This window comes from Bradyrhizobium elkanii WSM2783, from assembly GCF_000472865.1.
GTDB lineage: Bacteria > Pseudomonadota > Alphaproteobacteria > Rhizobiales > Xanthobacteraceae > Bradyrhizobium > Bradyrhizobium elkanii_A.
On sequence record NZ_AXAP01000001.1, the window covers coordinates 38721 to 57087 of the forward strand.

At 61.4% G+C, this 18367-nt stretch carries 13 protein-coding genes; 12 read left to right on the forward strand and 1 reads right to left on the reverse strand.

The genetic code is table 11. The annotated features are described in order from the left end of the window. The first annotated feature begins 331 nt into the window (after nt 1-331). Nucleotides 332-586, forward strand: coding sequence for a hypothetical protein (locus YY7_RS0100220; protein ID WP_155254969.1), 255 nt, complete (start codon nt 332-334; stop codon nt 584-586). Between the two features lie 320 nt (nt 587-906). Here the strand turns inward: YY7_RS0100220 and YY7_RS0100225 are convergent, their stop codons facing one another. Then, nucleotides 907-1725, reverse strand: a complete 819-nt coding sequence (locus YY7_RS0100225; protein WP_245287131.1) for a GntR family transcriptional regulator — start codon at nt 1723-1725, stop codon at nt 907-909. 20 nt (nt 1726-1745) lie between these two features. Between YY7_RS0100225 and YY7_RS50080 the strand changes: the two genes are divergently transcribed. The 11 genes from YY7_RS50080 to YY7_RS0100290 all read left to right on the forward strand — a co-directional run bounded on the left by YY7_RS50080 (nt 1746) and on the right by YY7_RS0100290 (nt 18325). Next, nucleotides 1746-2627: an ABC transporter ATP-binding protein gene (locus YY7_RS50080; RefSeq protein ID WP_245287132.1), complete on the forward strand. Its 882-nt coding sequence runs from the start codon at nt 1746-1748 to the stop codon at nt 2625-2627. Continuing rightward, nucleotides 2624-3625: an ABC transporter substrate-binding protein gene (locus YY7_RS0100235; RefSeq protein ID WP_028161476.1), complete on the forward strand. Its 1002-nt coding sequence runs from the start codon at nt 2624-2626 to the stop codon at nt 3623-3625. The genes YY7_RS50080 and YY7_RS0100235 overlap by 4 nt, the downstream gene beginning before the upstream one ends. An 8-nt stretch (nt 3626-3633) precedes the next feature. Continuing rightward, a complete protein-coding gene (locus YY7_RS0100240) occupies nt 3634-4383 on the forward strand; it encodes an ABC transporter permease (protein ID WP_028161477.1) in 750 nt (249 codons plus the stop codon). 30 nt (nt 4384-4413) lie between these two features. Then, the gene (locus tag YY7_RS0100245; RefSeq protein ID WP_028161478.1) at nt 4414-6786 is read left to right on the forward strand and encodes a hypothetical protein; all 2373 of its coding nucleotides are present in this window, start codon (nt 4414-4416) and stop codon (nt 6784-6786) included. Nucleotides 6787-7423: 637 nt separating this feature from the next. Next, nucleotides 7424-8350 carry a TauD/TfdA dioxygenase family protein gene (locus YY7_RS0100250; RefSeq protein WP_028161479.1) on the forward strand — a complete coding sequence of 309 codons (927 nt, stop codon included), beginning with the start codon at nt 7424-7426 and terminating at the stop codon, nt 8348-8350. A 41-nt stretch (nt 8351-8391) separates the two neighbouring features. Further along, nucleotides 8392-8763: a hypothetical protein gene (locus tag YY7_RS61735; protein ID WP_196237206.1), complete on the forward strand. Its 372-nt coding sequence runs from the start codon at nt 8392-8394 to the stop codon at nt 8761-8763. A 131-nt stretch (nt 8764-8894) separates the two neighbouring features. Continuing rightward, nucleotides 8895-9503 (forward strand): hypothetical protein, encoded by a 609-nt coding sequence (locus YY7_RS57630; protein ID WP_245287133.1) that lies wholly within the window; start codon nt 8895-8897, stop codon nt 9501-9503. Nucleotides 9504-9634: 131 nt separating this feature from the next. Then, a complete protein-coding gene (locus YY7_RS0100265) occupies nt 9635-10852 on the forward strand; it encodes an ABC transporter substrate-binding protein (RefSeq protein ID WP_028161481.1) in 1218 nt (405 codons plus the stop codon). Nucleotides 10853-11692: 840 nt separating this feature from the next. Beyond that, complete coding sequence (locus tag YY7_RS50090) at nt 11693-12946, forward strand: MFS transporter (RefSeq protein WP_051396397.1); 1254 nt, start codon at nt 11693-11695, stop codon at nt 12944-12946. A 1219-nt stretch (nt 12947-14165) separates the two neighbouring features. Next, nucleotides 14166-15257 carry an efflux RND transporter periplasmic adaptor subunit gene (locus YY7_RS0100285; protein WP_051396441.1) on the forward strand — a complete coding sequence of 364 codons (1092 nt, stop codon included), beginning with the start codon at nt 14166-14168 and terminating at the stop codon, nt 15255-15257. After that, a complete protein-coding gene (locus YY7_RS0100290) occupies nt 15254-18325 on the forward strand; it encodes an efflux RND transporter permease subunit (RefSeq protein ID WP_028161483.1) in 3072 nt (1023 codons plus the stop codon). Before YY7_RS0100285 ends, YY7_RS0100290 begins: the two co-directional genes overlap by 4 nt. Nucleotides 18326-18367 lie beyond the last annotated feature (42 nt).

The following is an 18367-nucleotide window of genomic DNA, read 5'->3' on the forward strand; positions in this document are numbered from 1 at the left end:
ATCACACTTCGAGCGAGATGGCCTCAGTGCGGAGCCGGTCGCAAGGCCCGGCCGGTTTGGCCCCAGATGGCGTCGACAAGTCCGGCCTGGGCGGCCCATTCCAGCGCATTTATTGATGTCGCGAGCTCCTTCTTCGTCCATGACCAGAATTGAAGTAAGGTGGTGGACGGGTAGCCGTAGCATCCACCGGACTTCGCCCTCCGGTTCTCCATTCAGAATCTATACCGGGCGCTGAGCAAGCTTTCCGTTGTCCTGTGTTCGAACGTCAGTACGCCGCCGGTCTGCATTTCGATCCCTCCGGAATCACGGGCGCAACGATGTGGTCCCACGCTTGCGGCTGCCGGTTGCGCTCCGCTATGGCAATGTTCTCGACATAAGATTTGCGGTACTGATTTCCTGGACCTTAGTAGGTCGCCCCTTCTTAGATGGCTTGGATGTCGATCAATTGGAGCAATATCCGGCTGTTGACGGGGTCACGCTCGCGCTCATGTCGCTTTCGATCGCCGCCGCTTCGCTTTACATGTGCATGTGTGGTTTGGCGGAGCATGATGCAGCGGCGGGGGAGCCGTCCAGCGTTCCGGCGTAAAAGCGCTACACCGTGCTCCTGCAACGCGCGGCGGTACGCCGCTTTTGCGCGGAGCGGGAAGCCACTTCTACGGATCTCGGCAGCTATCGCATCGCGATGCAGATATGGCTCGCAAAGTCCGGCGGTGTCCGAGATGTCGAAGTGCTCAGCTCGACGAGGCGTCGCTGCTTGTGACCACGCAGCTGCGGCAATTTCTATCGCGGCGAACCGTTCTGGGGCCAGGATCGCCTCGATCTGCTGGAGCAGGCGATTGTCTCCGGCCGGCCGCCCATTGCCCCGCCCGCGGAACTCTAGTTTTCATACGCCGTTCGCAATGCACCTCATGATGCCGTTTCACTGAAGATTCCGTTCAGCACGAATTTGTAGCGCTCCGGCTTGATGAAGAAGGTCGAGTGCTCGGCGCACTTGCCGTCCCTGAAGTACGAGGTCCGCTCCATCGTCAGCAGAGCTGCGCCCGGTGTCGTGTGCAGACTGCCGGCGAGCTCCTTGCTGGCGATCTGTGCGCCGAGCTCCATCCTCGCCTGGATCACGGGGGCGCCGGCAAGGGTCGAGATGACCGAGTAGGTCGGCTGTTGCTCCACCTCCGCGCGCGTGAGGCTGCCGATGTCCACGGGAAGGTAGCTGCGGCCGAACGCGATCGGCTCCGCGTCGATCAGGTGCAGCCGTTGAAGCAGCAGGCAATCGCGGCGTGCCTTGCCGAACAGGGGACGCAGGCCGGTTGGCGTTGCGACCATGCGCAGGGCCGTTACGCGCATGGTGGCTTCCAGTCCCTGGCGCCGCAACGTCTCGTGGAAGCTGCGCAGGACGTTGAGCTCGTGGCGCACCTGTTTGCCGGCGACGAAAGTGCCCTTGCCCTTTCTCCGGTCAATCAGGCCGTCCTTGTCCAGATCGTCGAGGGCGAGGCGTACGGTGACCCGGCTGACGTCGAAGCGCGCGCCGATCTCGGCTTCCGAGGGCAGGCGGCCGGAGGGTTCGAACCGGCCGGCCGCGATCTCCTGGCGCAGCCGATTGGCGATCTGTTGGTAGAGAGCTGTCGCGTTTTCTCTCACGAGAGACATTCTGTGCTCATTCCAGCCGGAAGCAGGGGCGGATCTTTCGTTTTGCGGTCGGCCGCTGCGCGCCGGTTGCGGCAGCGTCAACTTGTATCATAATGTATTACATGCTTGCCTCCGACACCAGCGCCCGCGCCACCGAGCCTTTTCAGTTTGCGCGCGCCGCAGCGCCGACCACCCGTCGCGGCGCCTCGTTCATGGTTGATGGCATGGGTTTTGGCTACCGGCCGGGGAGGGACATCTTCCGGAATGTCACACTGAAGGCGAGGCCCGGCGAGTTCGTCGCGCTGCTCGGTCCTTCAGGCTGCGGCAAAACGACTCTGCTCAACTTGCTTTCAGGCTTTCTTGCGCCGCATGCCGGCACGGTGACGATCGACGGCCGCGCGGTCAGGCCCGAGATGAGCGAGCTCGGGTACGTGTTCCAGGCGCCGAACCTGTTTCCGTGGCTGAGCGTGCGCGAGAACGTGCGGTTCGGCCTGCGCATGGCAGGGCAGCTTGATCCTGACGAGCAGCGGCGCAAGGCGCTGCAGTATCTGGACCTGGTCGGCCTTTCTGATGTGGCCGATGAGCTGCCAAATCGGCTCTCGGGGGGCATGCAGCAGCGTGTCGCCCTCGCACGCGCGCTCGTGCTCGAACCAAGCCTGCTGCTGATGGACGAACCGTTCGCCGCGCTGGACGCGATCACGCGCAGCGCAATGAACGCGGAGCTGCTGCGGCTGTGGTCCACGCTCGGCCAGACCATTCTCTTCATCACCCATGATGTGGAGGAGGCGGTCTTTCTTGCCGATCGTGTGCTCGTCCTCGGCTTCCCTCCCCATGGCCTGGACAGCGAGGTCACGATCGATCTGCCGCGGCCGCGCGACCTCCGCCGCACCCGCGTGCTGCCCGGGTTCGCCGAGCTTTGCGACACGCTGTTGCAGCGGATCGCCGGTGTGATGCAGGCGCGGTCGACGCCCGCTTCCTTTGTCGAACAAGAGTCAGTCCAATGATCAGATCTCTGTTGTGTGCGATGGTCGCGATGCTCGCGGCGAGCGGGCCGTCGTCGGCGCAGAGCCAACCGGCTCCGCTGCGCATCGGATGGGTTGCTGCCATGGCCAATGCGCCGGCGCTGATCGCCGATCAGAAGGGATTCTATGCCCAGGAAGGTCTCAAGGTGGACCTGAAGCCGTTTGGCGACGGCCCGTTGATTCAGCAGGCGATGGCCAGCGGCGAGCTCGATGTCGGCTATATCGGCGCGCCGCCGGTCTATCAGTGGTTTTCTCGTGGCCTCGACAGCCGCATCCTTGCGAAGGTGAACTACGGCCAGGCCGCGGTCGTGGCCCGGGCTGATGGACCGGTCCGCAGTCTCGATGACCTGCGTGGCCGCAGACTCGCTGGCGTGGCGCGCGGCAGCGGCATGGATGTGCTGCTACGCGGCTACGTGCTGAAGGACACCGCGGCTCTCAATCCCGAGGCCGATCTGGCGCTGTCGCAGCTGCCCGTCGGCAGCATGAACGCGGCGCTGGACACCGGCACGGTGGATGCGGTGTTTTCCTGGGAGCCGTTCGTCAGCCAGGCGCTGCTGCGCGGCAGCGGCCGGCTCGTGTTCGACGTCAACGCGGCCATTCCAGGATATCCATGGTATGTCGTGATGGCGCCGGCGAAGACGCTCAAGGATCGTCCTGACGATCTGGTGAAATTGTTGCGCGCACATCGCCGGGCAATCGCTTTTCTGCGCGATCATGCCGCGGAGGCCGATCAGATCATCGCCCGCGAATTCAAGCTGGAGGCGGTCACGGCTCGGGACGGCAGCACGATCCTGCCGGAGGCGATTGTCGCCGAGGCGCGCAAGCGCCTGGGCTGGTCTGACGAGCTGACCGTGTCAGACCGCGCCTTCATCCAGCGGCTGATGGACTATTCGCGTGATCAAGGTCTGCTCGCGCGGCCGCTGAAGGTGGAGCAGCTCGTCGATGACGGTCCATGGACGCGCGCGGTCGAGCAGAATTGACGTCCTCAATGCGTATGCCGAAACCGTCCTGGGGCTGGGCGTCGCTGCCGGCTCTGCTGCTGGTCCGGTGCATGGCCGCGAGCCGGGTACCTCCTTACGTGCTGCCGCAGCCCTGGGATGTCGCGATTGAAGCGTTGCGCTGGATCCGGAGCGGCGATCTCGGCCGGCAGGTGGGTGCAAGCCTCGCGCGCGAAGCCGGCGGCTTTGCCATGGCGGTGCTCGTCGCGCTGGCGATCGGCACTGCCGGCGGGCTGTCGCAGCGGTTCCGCGCCTTCGCGTCGCCGCTGGTCAGCTTGTTCATGGCCATTCCACCGATCGCTTGGGCGCCGCTTTGCCTGATCTTCTTTGGGCTCGGCTATCTCGCCATTGCGGTAGTCATCTTCGTCGCCGCCGTATTCCCGATGGCGGTCACCATCCAGGAAGGCGTGCTCGGCATTGTTGCCGGCCAGGTGCGCGCCGCGCGCACGCTCGGCGCAAGCCCTGTGCAACTGCTGCGTCACGTCTATCTGCCGGCATCGCTTCCCTTCGTCACTGCGGCGCTGCGGATCGGCTTCAGCCAGGCCTGGCGCGCACTCGTCGCCGCGGAAATGATCGGAGCGTCGCAGGGCATCGGCTGGATGGTCGCAATGGGTGGCCAGGTCGGCAATGCCAGCCAGGTGCTGCTTGGAATTGTGCTGATCGGCCTGATCGCATGGCTTGCAGAGAGCTTGGTGTTTCGTCGCGTCGAGCGCCGCTACCAGGCCTGGCGCACCCCATGATTTTGAAACAGCCCTCATAGAAAGCATCGCATGACCGCAGAGACTGATCCGCGCATTCGCGCCGGCCGCTACGTCGCGCCACAGGGCCTGTACGAGCAGAACAAGGCCCTGCCGTTCCTCGGGCGGGTCAGCTGCAATCGCGAGCAGCTCGTCGCCGGCGAATGGACCGAGATCGAGCTGGTCTATGAGGTCGGCGCGGTCGGCCTCGCCGACGGCGCCTGGCTCAAGCTCGCGTTCAAGTTCTATTCCGACTGGGCATTGTTCCAGACCTCCGATCCGGCCGGTGCGAACTACGTGTCCGCCGAATATCACGCCGGACCGCTGCGGCCGGGGCAAAGCCCGTCGACGGTGCAGGGCTTGAAGGTGCGCTTCGACCAGAAAGGGCACGAGCGGCCCTTCCAGAAGGCGATCATCGTCGACATCGTGGACGGCTATCTCAACCCTGGAGACCGCATCGTGATCCGGCTCGGCGACCGCCGGCAGGGCGGCGGTGGCACCCGCGTGCAGAGCTTCGTCGAGAAGGACTTTCGTTTCCGCCTGTTCATCGACCCGCTCGGCAGCTCGAAATTCGCAGAGGCGCCCGGCGACTGTGTCATCAACATCGTGCCCGGGCCGCCGCGGTCGCCAGTGTTGACGGCGCCGCGGCTGGTGGCACCGCAGTCTCTGTTCGACATCGTGGTTCGCTTGGACGATCTGTGGGGCAACACCTGTCGCGACCGTGCAGCGCGTGGCGAGCTCCGCCTGATCGATCCCGCCGGGCACGTGCAATTGCAGCCACTCAACTTCGCTGCCGAGGGATGGAACGTCGCACGCGTCCACGGACTGGCATTGGAGCGCAGAGGCGAGTGGCGGTTGGAGGCGCAGGTCGAAGGTCTCGCCGCGCCGGCGGTTGCCTTCGTCCAGGTCGAACCGCTTGCGCAGGACATGCGTCCGCTTTACGCGGATCTCCATGTGCATTCCCATGACACCGTGGGCACCAACGATACGCTCTACAACCTTGCCTATGGCCGCGACGTGGCGGCGCTCGACATCGTCGGGTACACCGTCAACGACTTCAACATCAAGCAGGCCGACTGGGAGCGGGCGGTCGAGATCATTGCCGGGCTGAACGCGCCGGGCCGGTTCGTCTGCTATCCGGGGACCGAGTGGTGCGGCAACTCCAGCGCCGGCGGCGACCGCAACGTTGTGTTTCTGGGGGAAGGCAAGCCGCGGTTTCCGTTTGATGCAGAAGGCCATTCAGTGCGCTCGTTCGAGTGGAACGAGACGACGGCCGGCACCATTCGTCCCGGCGTGTGGCCGGTTGACGAGCTTTATGCGGCGTATGCCGATAGCCCGGAGGAGCATCTCCTCATTCCCCATGTGGGCGGGCGACGCTGCATCCTCGATTGGCATCACCCTGAACTCGAGCGCCTTGTCGAGGTGGGGTCGTCCTGGGGACAGTTCCACTGGTTCTATATCGACGCGTTGGCGCGTGGCTATCGCGTGGGTGCGTCCGCTGCGGGTGACGAACACCAGGGACGATGCGGCGGCGGTGCGCCGGCCACGGCCGTGTTCGGCTCCCGCGGTGGATTGACGGGCGTCCTCGCGGAGCGCCTCGACCGCGCGAGTGTGGGGCAGGCGCTGCGCGCGCGGCGCACCTTCGCAACGACCGGCGAGCGCAGCTTCGCGAGCCTGCGGCTCGGCGCGGCCTGGATGGGCGAGGTTGTCGCCGTCAGTCGGCATGAGCCGTTGACCTACCGGCTGCTGGGCGATCAGGGCTGGGAAAGCGTCGAACTGTTCGATGCCGGCCACCTGATCTGGCGCCGGGACCTGAATGCGGAAGCCGGTCTCTCCGAGCGCAAGGTGAGGGTGCGTCTCGCCGGTGCGCGCATCAGGGATCGCTATCGTGCCGCTAACTGGAGCGGCGAGATCACGGTGCTCGGCGCCGCAATCCTTGATGTCCGCGGCGTCGGATTCGATCATCCGGAACAGCGGGCCTGGCGCAAGGACACGACCACCGTGGGATTTGTCACGGCGACCCATGGAGACACGGATGCCATCGAATTGACCCTGTCGGGTCTCGCGGGTGCCAGGATCGAAGTGCGAGGGGGCATTACGGGCTATGTGAAGGTCGGTGATCCCTTGAGTCCGTCGCCTCACGTACATGCGCCGCAGTTCAGCCTCGAGATCTCCGGCACCGACCTTCTTGCAGGCGGCCGCGCGCTCGCTCTCAGCGGAATCGAGCTGGAGGTGGCCGTTGAGCGTGTCTCTGACGTCGCGCTGCCGCGCGATGTCAGCGGCGAGATCGATCTCTCCGGCTTCGATCTCACATCGGGGATCGAGCATCCGCTGTTCATCACCGCGCGGCAGCGGGACCAGTCGAGAATCTGGACGTCGCCGATCTTCCTGACGCCGGGAAATTGAGGCAGGATTAGCAGCCGCGTCTCCAAGTCTGCGCTTGCGATTGTCTAACACGTCAATGGCAGATACCTCGCGCCCGAACGAGGATAATGCGGTCAGGATGTTTACCGCGCGTCCGGCGATATCACCGTCATCGATCGCAGCGGTCAGCGCGCCGGGATCGACGAGGCGGGTGTTGATGCGCTCTCATCGTGAGCGCTCGCTCGGCGCAAAATTCCGCAATGTTGTCAGTTGCCATTGAGGCGGGACGTGGTGGCTATGGAAGTCGAATGATCGAAAGTGACTGAGCCATTGCATCACCCAACGTGAGGCGACAAGGAAAATACAAAAAAGGACGGACCTCGCCATTCCAAATTTCCATTGCAAACAGCAACAAATATCCGCTGGTCCGCTGGCTTGGGAGCGGGCGTAGGCTTCATTCATGGCCGCATCGAGCGCACGGTCGTATTTTCGCAGGACTCGTTTGCTTGCGCCGATGTTCCATAGGTCAAAATTTTCGTTTGATCATGAAGGAAAACATGGATGAGGTGTTGCTCGCCGGTTTGTCGAATAGAGTTACTTATTTTCCGATCAAGCTTGACTCCGGTTGTGCGCAGACTGACGATTTTAATCGCTTTAATTTTCCGGGAGGCCATCAACAATGAGCATTGCGCTGGCGGAGTCAGCCGTCGGGAATACAGGGCAACATCAAGACCTTTCTGTCCGTCGCTATAAGCCACTGATCGGAGCGGTGATCGAGAACGTCGATTTGACCAAGCCGCTCAGCGATCGCAACAAGCAGGATCTAAACCGTGCGTTGATCGAGCACGGCGTCATCTTCATCCGCAATCAGGCGCTGAACTCCGGCCAGCATGTCGAACTTGCCCGCGTCTTCGGCAGCCCCATCCGCAAGAATATCTATCTGCCGTCGGTGAACGAGTTTCCCGAGATCGAGGTCATCGCCCATGACGAACACACCAAGTCGGGCGGAACCGACAATTGGCACGTCGATGTCTCATGGCAGCGCGAGCCTCCCAAGGCGACGGTGCTGCATATCAAGCAGGTGCCTCCCGGCGGGGGCGGTGATACGATCTGGGCTTCTTCCGGCGCTGTCTATGATCTGCTCGATCCCGACCTAGCCCGCTATTTCGAGAAATTGACGGCAGTGAACACCTTCTGGGCTTCGCCGAAAAAGGCCGCGCTGTCGGATCTTCTCTCGGGCTATGCAGCAGGAGGACAAGAAACGGCTGAAGAGGGGCTGGCGCGCGTCAGGGATGCCGCCGTCAAGTTTCCGCCGATCGAAGTGCCCGTCGTCAAGACGCACCCGGAGACGGGCCGCAAGCTGATCTTCGTCAACGAGGCCCACACCAGCCATCTGCTCGGCGTCTCCAAGACCGCCAGCCAGAGCTTATTGAACTATCTGTACGATCTCATCAAGACGCCCGAAGTGCAGGCTCGCTTCGAGTGGCAGGAGGGTGACGTCGCGATTTGGGACAACAGACAGGTCCAGCATTACGCGACTCGTGACTACGGCAAGGCTCCGCGCCGCATCCACCGCCTCACATTGGAATATGACGGCGTATTCTAGACGTCCGCCGGCGTGCAATCTCCAGCCAGGAGAGACGGTCGATGCGTATTTGTTATCTGCGGATCGGGAGCGGAGGCGGCCGAACTCTGGCTGCAGCTTGTGAATGTCCGAAATTCGCTGCTGAACAGGCGTTGCGTTTCTTCACTCTCTTCTGCTTTCTGCTGGTCTCGGCCCCGGGCCTTCTCCGTGCGGAGGATGCGCCGAAGCAGCCGGGGCCGGCGCCGGAAAAGCTCGAGCTGCGATATCAGGGCTGGTCGGGCCGCGTGCTCTACCCCGAGCTCGCTGAGGATCTCGGATACCTCGCGCCCGTCAAACTCAACTGGATCGGCAATACAATTAGTGGCCCTCAGGACATCCAGGCGGCAGTGACGGTGACATCGACTTCGGCGGCGCTTTCAACGGCTCTATCCTGAAGCTCGCCGCTGCGGGCGCGCCTATCAAGGCAGTCATCGCCTATCTCGGCACCGACGCGCAGACGTCAAGCGGTATCGTCACGCTTGCCTCCACCCAGATCCAGAGCCTGATCATCACCGAGGCCGCCAACGTGGATCAGTCCAGCCACGGTTACGCAAGGACACCCGGAATCCACTCGGAAGCCCAAATGCAGGGCTGGCGCCTGGTGACCGATGAGGTTCACCGTCATGGCGGCACGATCTTTCTGCAGTTGTGGCACGTCGGCAGGATGGCCCATTCCTCGATTCTGCCGAACGGCCAGGCGCCGGTGGGCGTGACCGAGCAACGGGCAGGGGGCTCGTCGGTGTTTGCCCACGGCCCGGATGGCCGGTTGGGTTATATGCCTACGGAGACGCCGAGGCCCCTCAGCACGGATGAAGTGTCGGCCATAGTCGGCACCTTTGCCAAAGCTGCCGCCAATGCACGGAAGGTCGGGTTCGATGGTGTCGAACTCCATGCAGCCAACGGCTATCTGTTCGAGCAGTTCATGAACTCGATGCTCAATACGTGCACCGACAGTTACGGCGGGGGCCGCATGGAAGATCGCACGCGCTTCCCGATGGAAGTCTTGGAGAACACTGTAGTCAAAGGTCAAAATGCCCACGCTCCGGCAGACGCTCACTCCGGGCGAACATATACCGTTGCGACGCCGATCGTTTTTGCGTCAGCTAAATTGACCCGCCACTTTTGCGCGCAGTAAAGACAACAACCTCGCGGCCGCAGCCGCGCCGCTGACACCGCCAAAGCAGCCCTCTATTGATCTAGATCAAGTAATCAATCCGGCAGGCTTGAAATCTAGGCAAGCGCGCTCCATCTAGTCGAGTTTTTGCAATGGATACGCTGCTCCGGACCCTGCTGACCATCGCTGTTGCTGTTGCCTCGTTGGGCGCGATCTCGGAGCGCGTGCGTGAGGAGGTGGCCGACAACGAAATCCGCATCGGCAATCTCATGCCGTATAGTGGAAACCTTGAGATCTTTGGGGCAATCGGCAAGGCCGAGGCGGCCTATTTTGAGATGCTCAATGAGCGCGGTGGCATCAATGGCCGCAAAGTGCGCTTCATCTCCTACGACGATAAATCTGATGCGGCATCCTCCCTGAGCTTGACGCGTGCGCTTGTCGAGCAGGACAATGTTCTCCTGATGTTTGGTTCCTTCGGTACACCAGGCAATTTCGCCGTTCGCAAATACTTGAATGAAAAACAGATCCCTCAGCTGTTTGTTGCTTCCGGCGACGATCATCTCAGCGATCCAAGCTCGTTCCCATGGACAATGGGCTGGCAGCCTTCGTTCCGAGAAGAGGGACGCATCTACGCGAATTACATCCAGGCATTCTACCCGGGAAAGAGGATCGTGGTTCTCTGGCAGAATGACTACTTCGGTCGTGAGATCATCAAGGGTCTGGAGGATGGGCTAGGAGAGATCGCCCAAATGATCAGGGTCGGTATCGCCTACGATCTTAGGGACGAACATCTAGACACACACGTATCGATCCTGAAGCGATCAGGTGCAGAAGTCGTTGTCTTTGCGGGCGTAGCCTCAAACGCCGCGAAAGTGATCCGCCTGGCAGCGGACATTAATTGGCGTCCCACCTTCATCCTGAACCAGATGGCCTCGTCGATCGCAATGGCTCTAAAACCTGCCGGCTTGGACAATGCGGTAGGTGTAATCACCGCCGCATACCTCAAGGACGCTGACGATCCGGCTTGGAAGGTCGGACAGTCCGGCTCTGATTGGCAATCATTTCTGGAGAAATATCAACGAATCGGTGGCGGGGACGAAAGCGCCGCCATGTTCGGATACGCCGCCGCCGAGACGCTGGCGCAGGTGCTCAGGCAGTCTGGCAATGACTTGTCGCGTGAGAATGTCATGAAGCAGGCTGCAGCGCTAAAGGACTATCAGAGCTCCGCCCTTTTGCCCGGCATCAAGATCACCACCGGTCCATTGAATTTCCGGCCAATCAAGCACATGCGATTGGTTCAATTCGACGGCCGCACTTGGCAGCCGATTGGCGACGTTCTAGAGACGGCGTTTGCCAACCTCGATAACTAGGCATTCCCGTCCAACAGCTTTAGAGGACCGGAAATCCTGGCCGAAACAAAAAAACTCTCCGTAGAAGGCGCTCAGCAAGATGCGCGCCGACGATGCGACCGTATCGCGGTCTAATCGTCATGATGAGGAGATGGACGCGCTTGATGAGGAGATCAAGCGGATGCGGGCGCAGCGGCTTCGCCTCTGCGACGTAAGGGGGCGGATAGCGATGGCTTGTTTTCCACGGCTTTTCTCCTTCGGCTTCTTATCTCCATGATCAGGCTGTTGCCTGATGTGTTTGAAGGAAGGGCAGAGTTTATCCGCCCACATTCAACGGCGGATAGCAGATAGAAATGGTACAGGTGCTGACCCATTATCAGCCGCGATGATATTGCGATGTCTGTTGGTTGCGTATTGGCCCTTTGAGACACGCCGATTGTATCGCGCAGTGTCCGCTTCCGGCAGTAACACGGAAGACATTTGCTCGGGCTGAGTCTTTCTCAGTTTGACCCCAATGGGACATTCAACCACCAAATTTGCTGCAGCGCTCAAATCGCCGCTCTCGTGATCGATAATCAAGGTTCCATCAGACTTGACCACTCCGTCAATGCGCCTGCGTGTTATCTTGAAGCGCGGAATTGCGCGCGGAAAATTTCGAGGCTCTCGGGTTCGCGAGCCGATGGTCGAAATACTGTCTTTGCTGGCCGGTCATGTCGGCGAAGTGCAAAGTTGGACCTCTTGTCGATCTTCGGACCGGGCCCATCGGGCGCGACGACGAACTCGACGGCACCGCCCGATCGCCGAAGACCGCTCTAGCTTGAGCGCGTGAGTCGTCGGAAACTGTTGCAAGGGAGAAGGCTGATGCTGTCGAAGTCGCCGCGAGCGCAGATCGGGATGCTGATCCTCGCAACGAGCATCATCCAACTCGCCAACGGTTTCTTCGGCACCTTCATCTCCTTGCGTGTCGCAATCGAGGTTTTTGGGCCGACTATGTCTGGCCTGGTGCTCAGCAGCTATTTTGCCGGCTTCACACTGGGCGCGTTGCGTTGCGAACGGATCATCGAAGCGGTTGGTCACATCCGCGCCTATGCCGCCTTCGCAGGAACGGTCGTCGCCGCGACCGCAGCCATGCCGCTTCTGGCGAGCCCACTGTCGTGGCTGATCCTGCGTGCGGTCATCGGCTTTGGTTGCTCTGGTCTTTTCATCGCCACTGAGAGCTGGCTCAACGCCAAGGCGGAGCCAACTGAGCGCGGACAGATTTTCTCAACCTACATGTTCGGCACGTTCCTCGCTCTTGCGTTAGGACAACTGCTGATCGGCCATGCCAAGGTTGAAGCGGCAGAACCTTTCAATGCAATCGCTGTCCTGTTCGCTGTGGCTCTAGTCATCGTGAGCACGACGCGGGCCGAACCGCCCCGCGGGACCGCGTCGGCTTCGCTGCCGTTCGGCCAATTGTTCCGCGCGGCGCCCGTCGCCGTCGCCGGCTGCACGGTGAGCGGGCTGATCAGCGCCAGTTTCTACTCGCTCGTTCCCGCATGGATGCAGGATGAAGGCATCGCACGCGAGACGATAGCGACCTTCATGTTGATCGCTGTGCTTGGCGGGCTCGCGTTCCAAGTTCCGATCGGTCGACTGTCGGATCAATTCGACCGGCGCATCGTGTTATCGATGCTGAGCTTCGGCTTTGCTGCCACCGCGATCGCGGTGGTCTATTTGCCGCACTCGCGCCCGGTGATCTTGCCAGCCGCTGCGCTGCTCGGCGGCTTCATGTCGACCCTTTACCCGGTCTGTGTCGCCAACGCGCACGACCAAATGCCAGCCGATCAGGTTATTGCAGTGAGCGGCCGGCTCATCCTGGTCAGCGGGCTTGGCTCGATCCTTGGCCCGCTGATCGGCACCAGTTTGATGGCGAGGTTCAGCATCGACGGCGTGTTCTATTTTATGGCTGCCGTCGGCCTGCTGTTGGCCCTCCTAACCGTAGCCCGTCGCTTGGTAACAGCGCCGCCGACACACCAAGAGCGAACCTTCGAGATCCTAGCGCCGCAGGCAACGCCGCTCGCGCACGATTTGCGTGACCTTCCAATGCGCGTTCTCGCTTCACAAAAACCCGAATAAAGTGCGCTCGCCGCAAAGAGGTCGCATCGCTTCGATCAAACTGGTCAACGTCTCTTCGGCCATGTCGCGCTGTTGCTGCAAGGTGTCGACGACGTCCTGCAGTGCCTGCAATTCCTCAGCTGGCCTCGAGCTCGTGCGCTCCACGGTCGGAGAACTTCAGCCCGATACCCGCGATAAGCAGACATCTGGCGTACGGGCCGCGATCGCCGCTTTGGGCGACATTCCTCGCTCAGTCAAATAAGCTAAAATGGCTGCCGCGATGTACCCGATATACTGATCCTCCCTTCTCAAGGCTTGTGATAGGGACCACGAAGGCTGCAGTCTCAATGCGACGTTGCAACCAGTGGAAAATGACGCGCTGCGCCAAGGCGTTCAACCGTCAACAAACCCGAAAGGTCAGCACCATGAAGCATATCCTTCACGTCGCTGCCATAGCTCTGCCGCTGGTCTTGTGGGCGGATATGAGTATGGCGGTGACCGTCGGCATACCAAAGTTCCATCCCGAGTGCTGTACAGGAGTGGCTCCTCGGCAGAGTGCGCAACCAAAGCAGATGTCACCAAGGCGACATCTCCATTCGCATACAGTCAGGCCGGAGCGCTCGCAATGACAGGAGCGCGTATCCTCGGTGCGGAATTGCCCGACGCCGACGCTAGACCGCGCCGTCGGTCATCGGCATTCACCCGGCGGGTCAACTCAGCATAGGGGAGCTGGTACTCCGTCCAGCTCGGCATGGACCGCATGCTATGCACGGCTCCTTTCGACATGACTGTTGTCGTTATGCATGTGGGGGAGCCCCGCGTTGATGTCGGCGACGGCTTCGTGTGACAGCATTGTTTACCGATCGAAGCGCGTGAGATCGACGCGCGATGGCGAGTGGTTGGGGATGGGCGAGCTGCTCGGATGTGGCCTGAACCCTTTTTCTATGCTATCGTCCGAACTGCCGACCACCCAGCTCATCTTGCCACGGGCGATGACCTCATTGAGGGTCGCCAGAGCATGACGCGACATCGGACAAAACCCTGAGCAAAAGGGAGGATCATTCCGTTACAATCCCGACATCCGCGGAGAGTCTAGGGAAGGGAGTGTTCCGATGGTTCGCCGGACCGCGCTCTTGGCCGGATGTCTTGAGGGCGGGTCGATTTTGTGATCGTGATCTGTCCGGCGGGCCTTCCGGAACTCAAACTCAAAAGGCTGGTCATGGCTACGCGCGGCGGCCGAATGCTACCAGGATCGACGCTCACTGTGGCACTTGCGGCAGTGGCATCTTCCCTGGTGCTAGCAGCCTGCGAGAGGGAAACAGAAACTGCAGCTGCACCCACGCCTCGCCCGGTTCGGACGATAACCGTCGTAAAGCGCGAGACGGGTACGCCGCTTACGTTTACCGGTCGCATCGAAGCCGAGGATGAGGTGAGCGTGGCTTTCCGGATTTCCGGACGCCTCCTGGCGAACGACACCAAGCTTGGCGACCGGGTCAAAGCCGGGCAGGTTCTGGCGCAGTTGGAGTCCCAGAACGAGATGAACGGGCTGCGCCAGGCGCAGGCTGCCCTTGCCGCCGCGCAAGGCCAGCTGACGCAAGCACGCAACCATTTCGATCGTCAGCAGACCCTGCTCGCACAGGGATGGACCACACAAGCCAATTTTGATGTTGCATCAAAGGCGCAACAAACCGCTCAGTCACAGGTAGACGCGGCTGAGGCTCAGCTAAAATCCGCACATGACCTGGTCAGTTTCACCGAGCTCCAGGCGGACGCGCCGGGTGTCATAACCGCGACAGGTCCCCGCGCCGGCGAAGTCGTCCAGGCCGGACAAATGATAGCCAGGATTGCGCGGCAGGACGGTCGCGATGCGGTGTTCGATGTCCCCGCCCAATTGATCAGGTCCGCATCGCCCAATCCGCAGATTACCGTACGCCTGACGGATGATCCGAAGGTCACGGCGCAGGGGCGGATTCGCGAGGTCGCCGAGCAAGCCAACCCTGTAACCCGGACCTTTGAGGTCAAGGTCGGCTTGACCGATCCCCCCGCGGCAATGCGGCTCGGCGCGACCGTCGTGGGGCAGGTCCAGACCAATGCGGGGCCGATGATCGAAATTCCATCGACGGCCCTGACCAGGATGAATCAACAACCTGCGGTTTGGATTGTCGATCCGTCCACCAGCACTGCGTCAATACGCAACGTCGATGTCGCGCGATTCGATGAGGCGCAGGCGGTCATTTCCCAGGGACTTGATACCGGCGAAATTGTCGTCACCGCCGGAGTCCAGGCCCTTCATCCAGGTCAGAAGGTCCGCGTGCTCGGGTCAGGGTCATGATCGGCGTCAATCTTTCCGACTGGGCGCTCAAGCGCCGTTCGCTCGTCGCCTATATCATGATCATTGCGGTGCTCGCTGGCGTTCTCTCCTATTTCCGGCTCGGCCGGAACGAGGATCCTGCCTTCATCATCAAGACTATGGTCGTTCAGGCCGCCTGGCCCGGCGCATCCGTCGAAGAGACGATGAAGCAGCTGACGGAGCGGCTCGAACGTAAATTGCAGGATACGCCTCATCTGGACTTTCTGCGCAGCTTCACCCGGGCAGGCCTCACGACGATCTTCGTGAACCTGAAAGGAAGCGCCAGCGCGAAGGAGGTCTTAGATACCTGGTATCAGGTTCGAAAAAACATCGGCGATATCCGTCACACGCTCCCTGCCGGGGTCGTCGGACCCGGCTTCAATGACGATTTCGGCGACACGTTCGGTATTATATATGGCTTTACCAGCGACGGCTTCACGCAGCGTGAACTGCGCGACCGTGTCGAGGATATTCGCTCTAGGCTGCTTCTTGTGCCTGACGTGTCAAAGATCGAAATACTCGGCGCTCAAGACGAAGTCATCTTCATCGAGTTCTCGAAGCAGCAGCTCGCCACCCTTGGAATCGATCGCTCGGCGCTGATTGCAGCGCTGCAAGCACAAAACATCGTGCGACCATCGGGAGCGATCCAAACCGGAACCGAGCGCATTACGCTGCAGGTGTCGGGAGGCTTTCAATCCGAACAGGACATCGCAAACATCAACTTCGCCGCCGGCGGCCGCATGCTGCGCCTGAGCGACATTGCGCAGGTGCGACGCGGCTATTCCGACCCGCCGGAGCCGATGTTTCGCGTCAACGGCCAGCCGGCCATCGGGCTCGCGATTGCGATGCGGGACGGTGGCGACATTCTTGCGCTCGGCAGAAACATCAAGAAGGCGATGGCGCAGATCACCGAGGATTTGCCGATCGGAATCGAGCCGAAACTGGTTGCGGACCAGGCCGCCGTCGTAGACAAGGCGATCGGCGAGTTCATGACGTCGCTACTGCAGGCGATCGCCATCATCCTTGCCGTGAGCTTCATCAGTCTCGGCGTTCGTCCGGGCCTCATCATCGCGCTCGCGATTCCCTTGACGCTTGCGATCGTATTTCCCGTCATGCAAATCAGCAACATCGACATGCAGCGAGTATCCCTCGGCGCACTGATCATCGCCCTGGCCCTGCTCGTCGATGATGCGATGACGACCACTGACGCCACGCTCAACAGGCTGGCGCAGGGCGACAGCAAGGTCGAGGCCGCGACCTACGCATACCGGACCCATGCCTTCGCCATGCTCGCGGGAACGCTGGTGACGATCGCCGGCTTCATACCGGTCGGCTTTGCTGCCAGCAATGCGGGCGAATATACATTCTCGCTGTTTGCCGTGGTTGCCATCGCGCTGCTCGTGTCGTGGTTCGTTGCGGTCATCTTCACGCCGCTGCTGGGAGTTCTCATTCTCGCTCCGCCAACACAGACGGGCGACGCTGCTCCGGGCAGGGTTTTCCTCCTATATCGAGGCTTCCTTAGCTTCGCGATGCGCGCAAAATGGTTGACGATCCTCGCCTCGCTCATGCTCTTCATCGCATCCATGCTCGCGATGCCTCTGCTCCCGCGGCAGTTCTTTCCGTCGTCCGATCGACCGGAACTGCTCGCTGATCTCAGCCTGCCGCAGAACTCATCGATCTATGCGAGCGAAACGGCCGCAAAACGCCTGGACGCGGCGTTGACCGGTGATCCGGATGTCGCGCGGTGGAGCACCTATGTGGGACACGGCGCAATTCGCTTCTACCTGCCCCTCAATGTCCAGTTGCCAAACGATTTTTTCACGCAGGCGGTCATCGTTGCAAAGGATGTCACGGCACGGGAACGGTTGCATGCGAAACTGGAGAAATTCCTCGCGGAGGAAATCCCAAACGCCATCGCGTTCGTTGCTCCGCTTGAGCTTGGGCCGCCGGTTGGATGGCCGGTGCAATATCGCGTGAGCGGTCCCGACCTCGCGCGGGTGCGTGAAATCGCGCTCAAGGTGGCGCAGATCGTTGCCACCGACCCCAGGGCCAGGCAGGTGAATTTCGACTGGATGGAGCCCGACCGCCAGGTGCGCATTCGTGTTGATCAGGATGAAGCCCGCCTTCTCGGTCTCAGCTCGCAGGCGATAGCCTCTGTCCTGAACACCGTAATATCCGGAACACCCATCACTCAGGTTCGCGATGATATCTACCTGGTCAACGTGGTGGCGCGCGCAGTCGACGAACAGCGTGTTTCGCTTGATGGTCTGCGTACGCTGCAGGTGCCGCTGCCGGGCGGGCAAACGGTTCCGCTCAGCCAGTTTGCCAGCTTCGAATATGAACAGGAATTTCCCCTGATCTGGCGGCGCGACCGCGTTCCGACCCTGACCGTCCAGGCTGCTCTCGCCGGCGACGCACTGCCGGACACGGTGGTGGGCTCGCTCACGCCGGCCATCGAGAACCTCAAAAAGACCCTTCCTGCATCGTACGATGTGGTCGTCGGCGGGACGGTGGAGGAGAGCAGGAAGTCGCAGGCCTCCGTCATGGCCGTGGTCCCCCTGATGTTGCTCGCCATGTTCACCATTCTCATGGCGCAACTGCAAAGCTTCTCACGATTGTTCATGGTCGCCACCGTGGCGCCTCTCGGTCTGATTGGAGTCGTTGCGGCACTGCTGGTGTCCAATCGCCCGTTGGGCTTCGTCGCAATTCTCGGCGTCCTCGCACTGCTCGGCATGATCAGCAAGAACGCGGTGATCCTGATCGGCCAGATCGACGCGGAGCGCGCCGGGGGGAAAAGCCCGTGGGAGGCTGCCGTGGATGCCAGCAGCTCCCGGTTCCGTCCGATCATGCTGACGGCCCTGTCCACGATCCTCGGCATGATACCCATCGCTCCAACGGTGTTCTGGGGGCCGATGGCCTTTGCGATCATGGGCGGCCTGTTGGTCGCGACCATTCTGACGCTGGTGCTTCTACCTACCTTGTATGTCACCTGGTTCGGGGGGAAGGAAGCCGCCGACGCTTCCGTTTCATCAGCTCAGGCAGGACCATGAGAAAGTGGCTGTGGCGTGAGGGCTGCCTCGTTGCGTATCCAC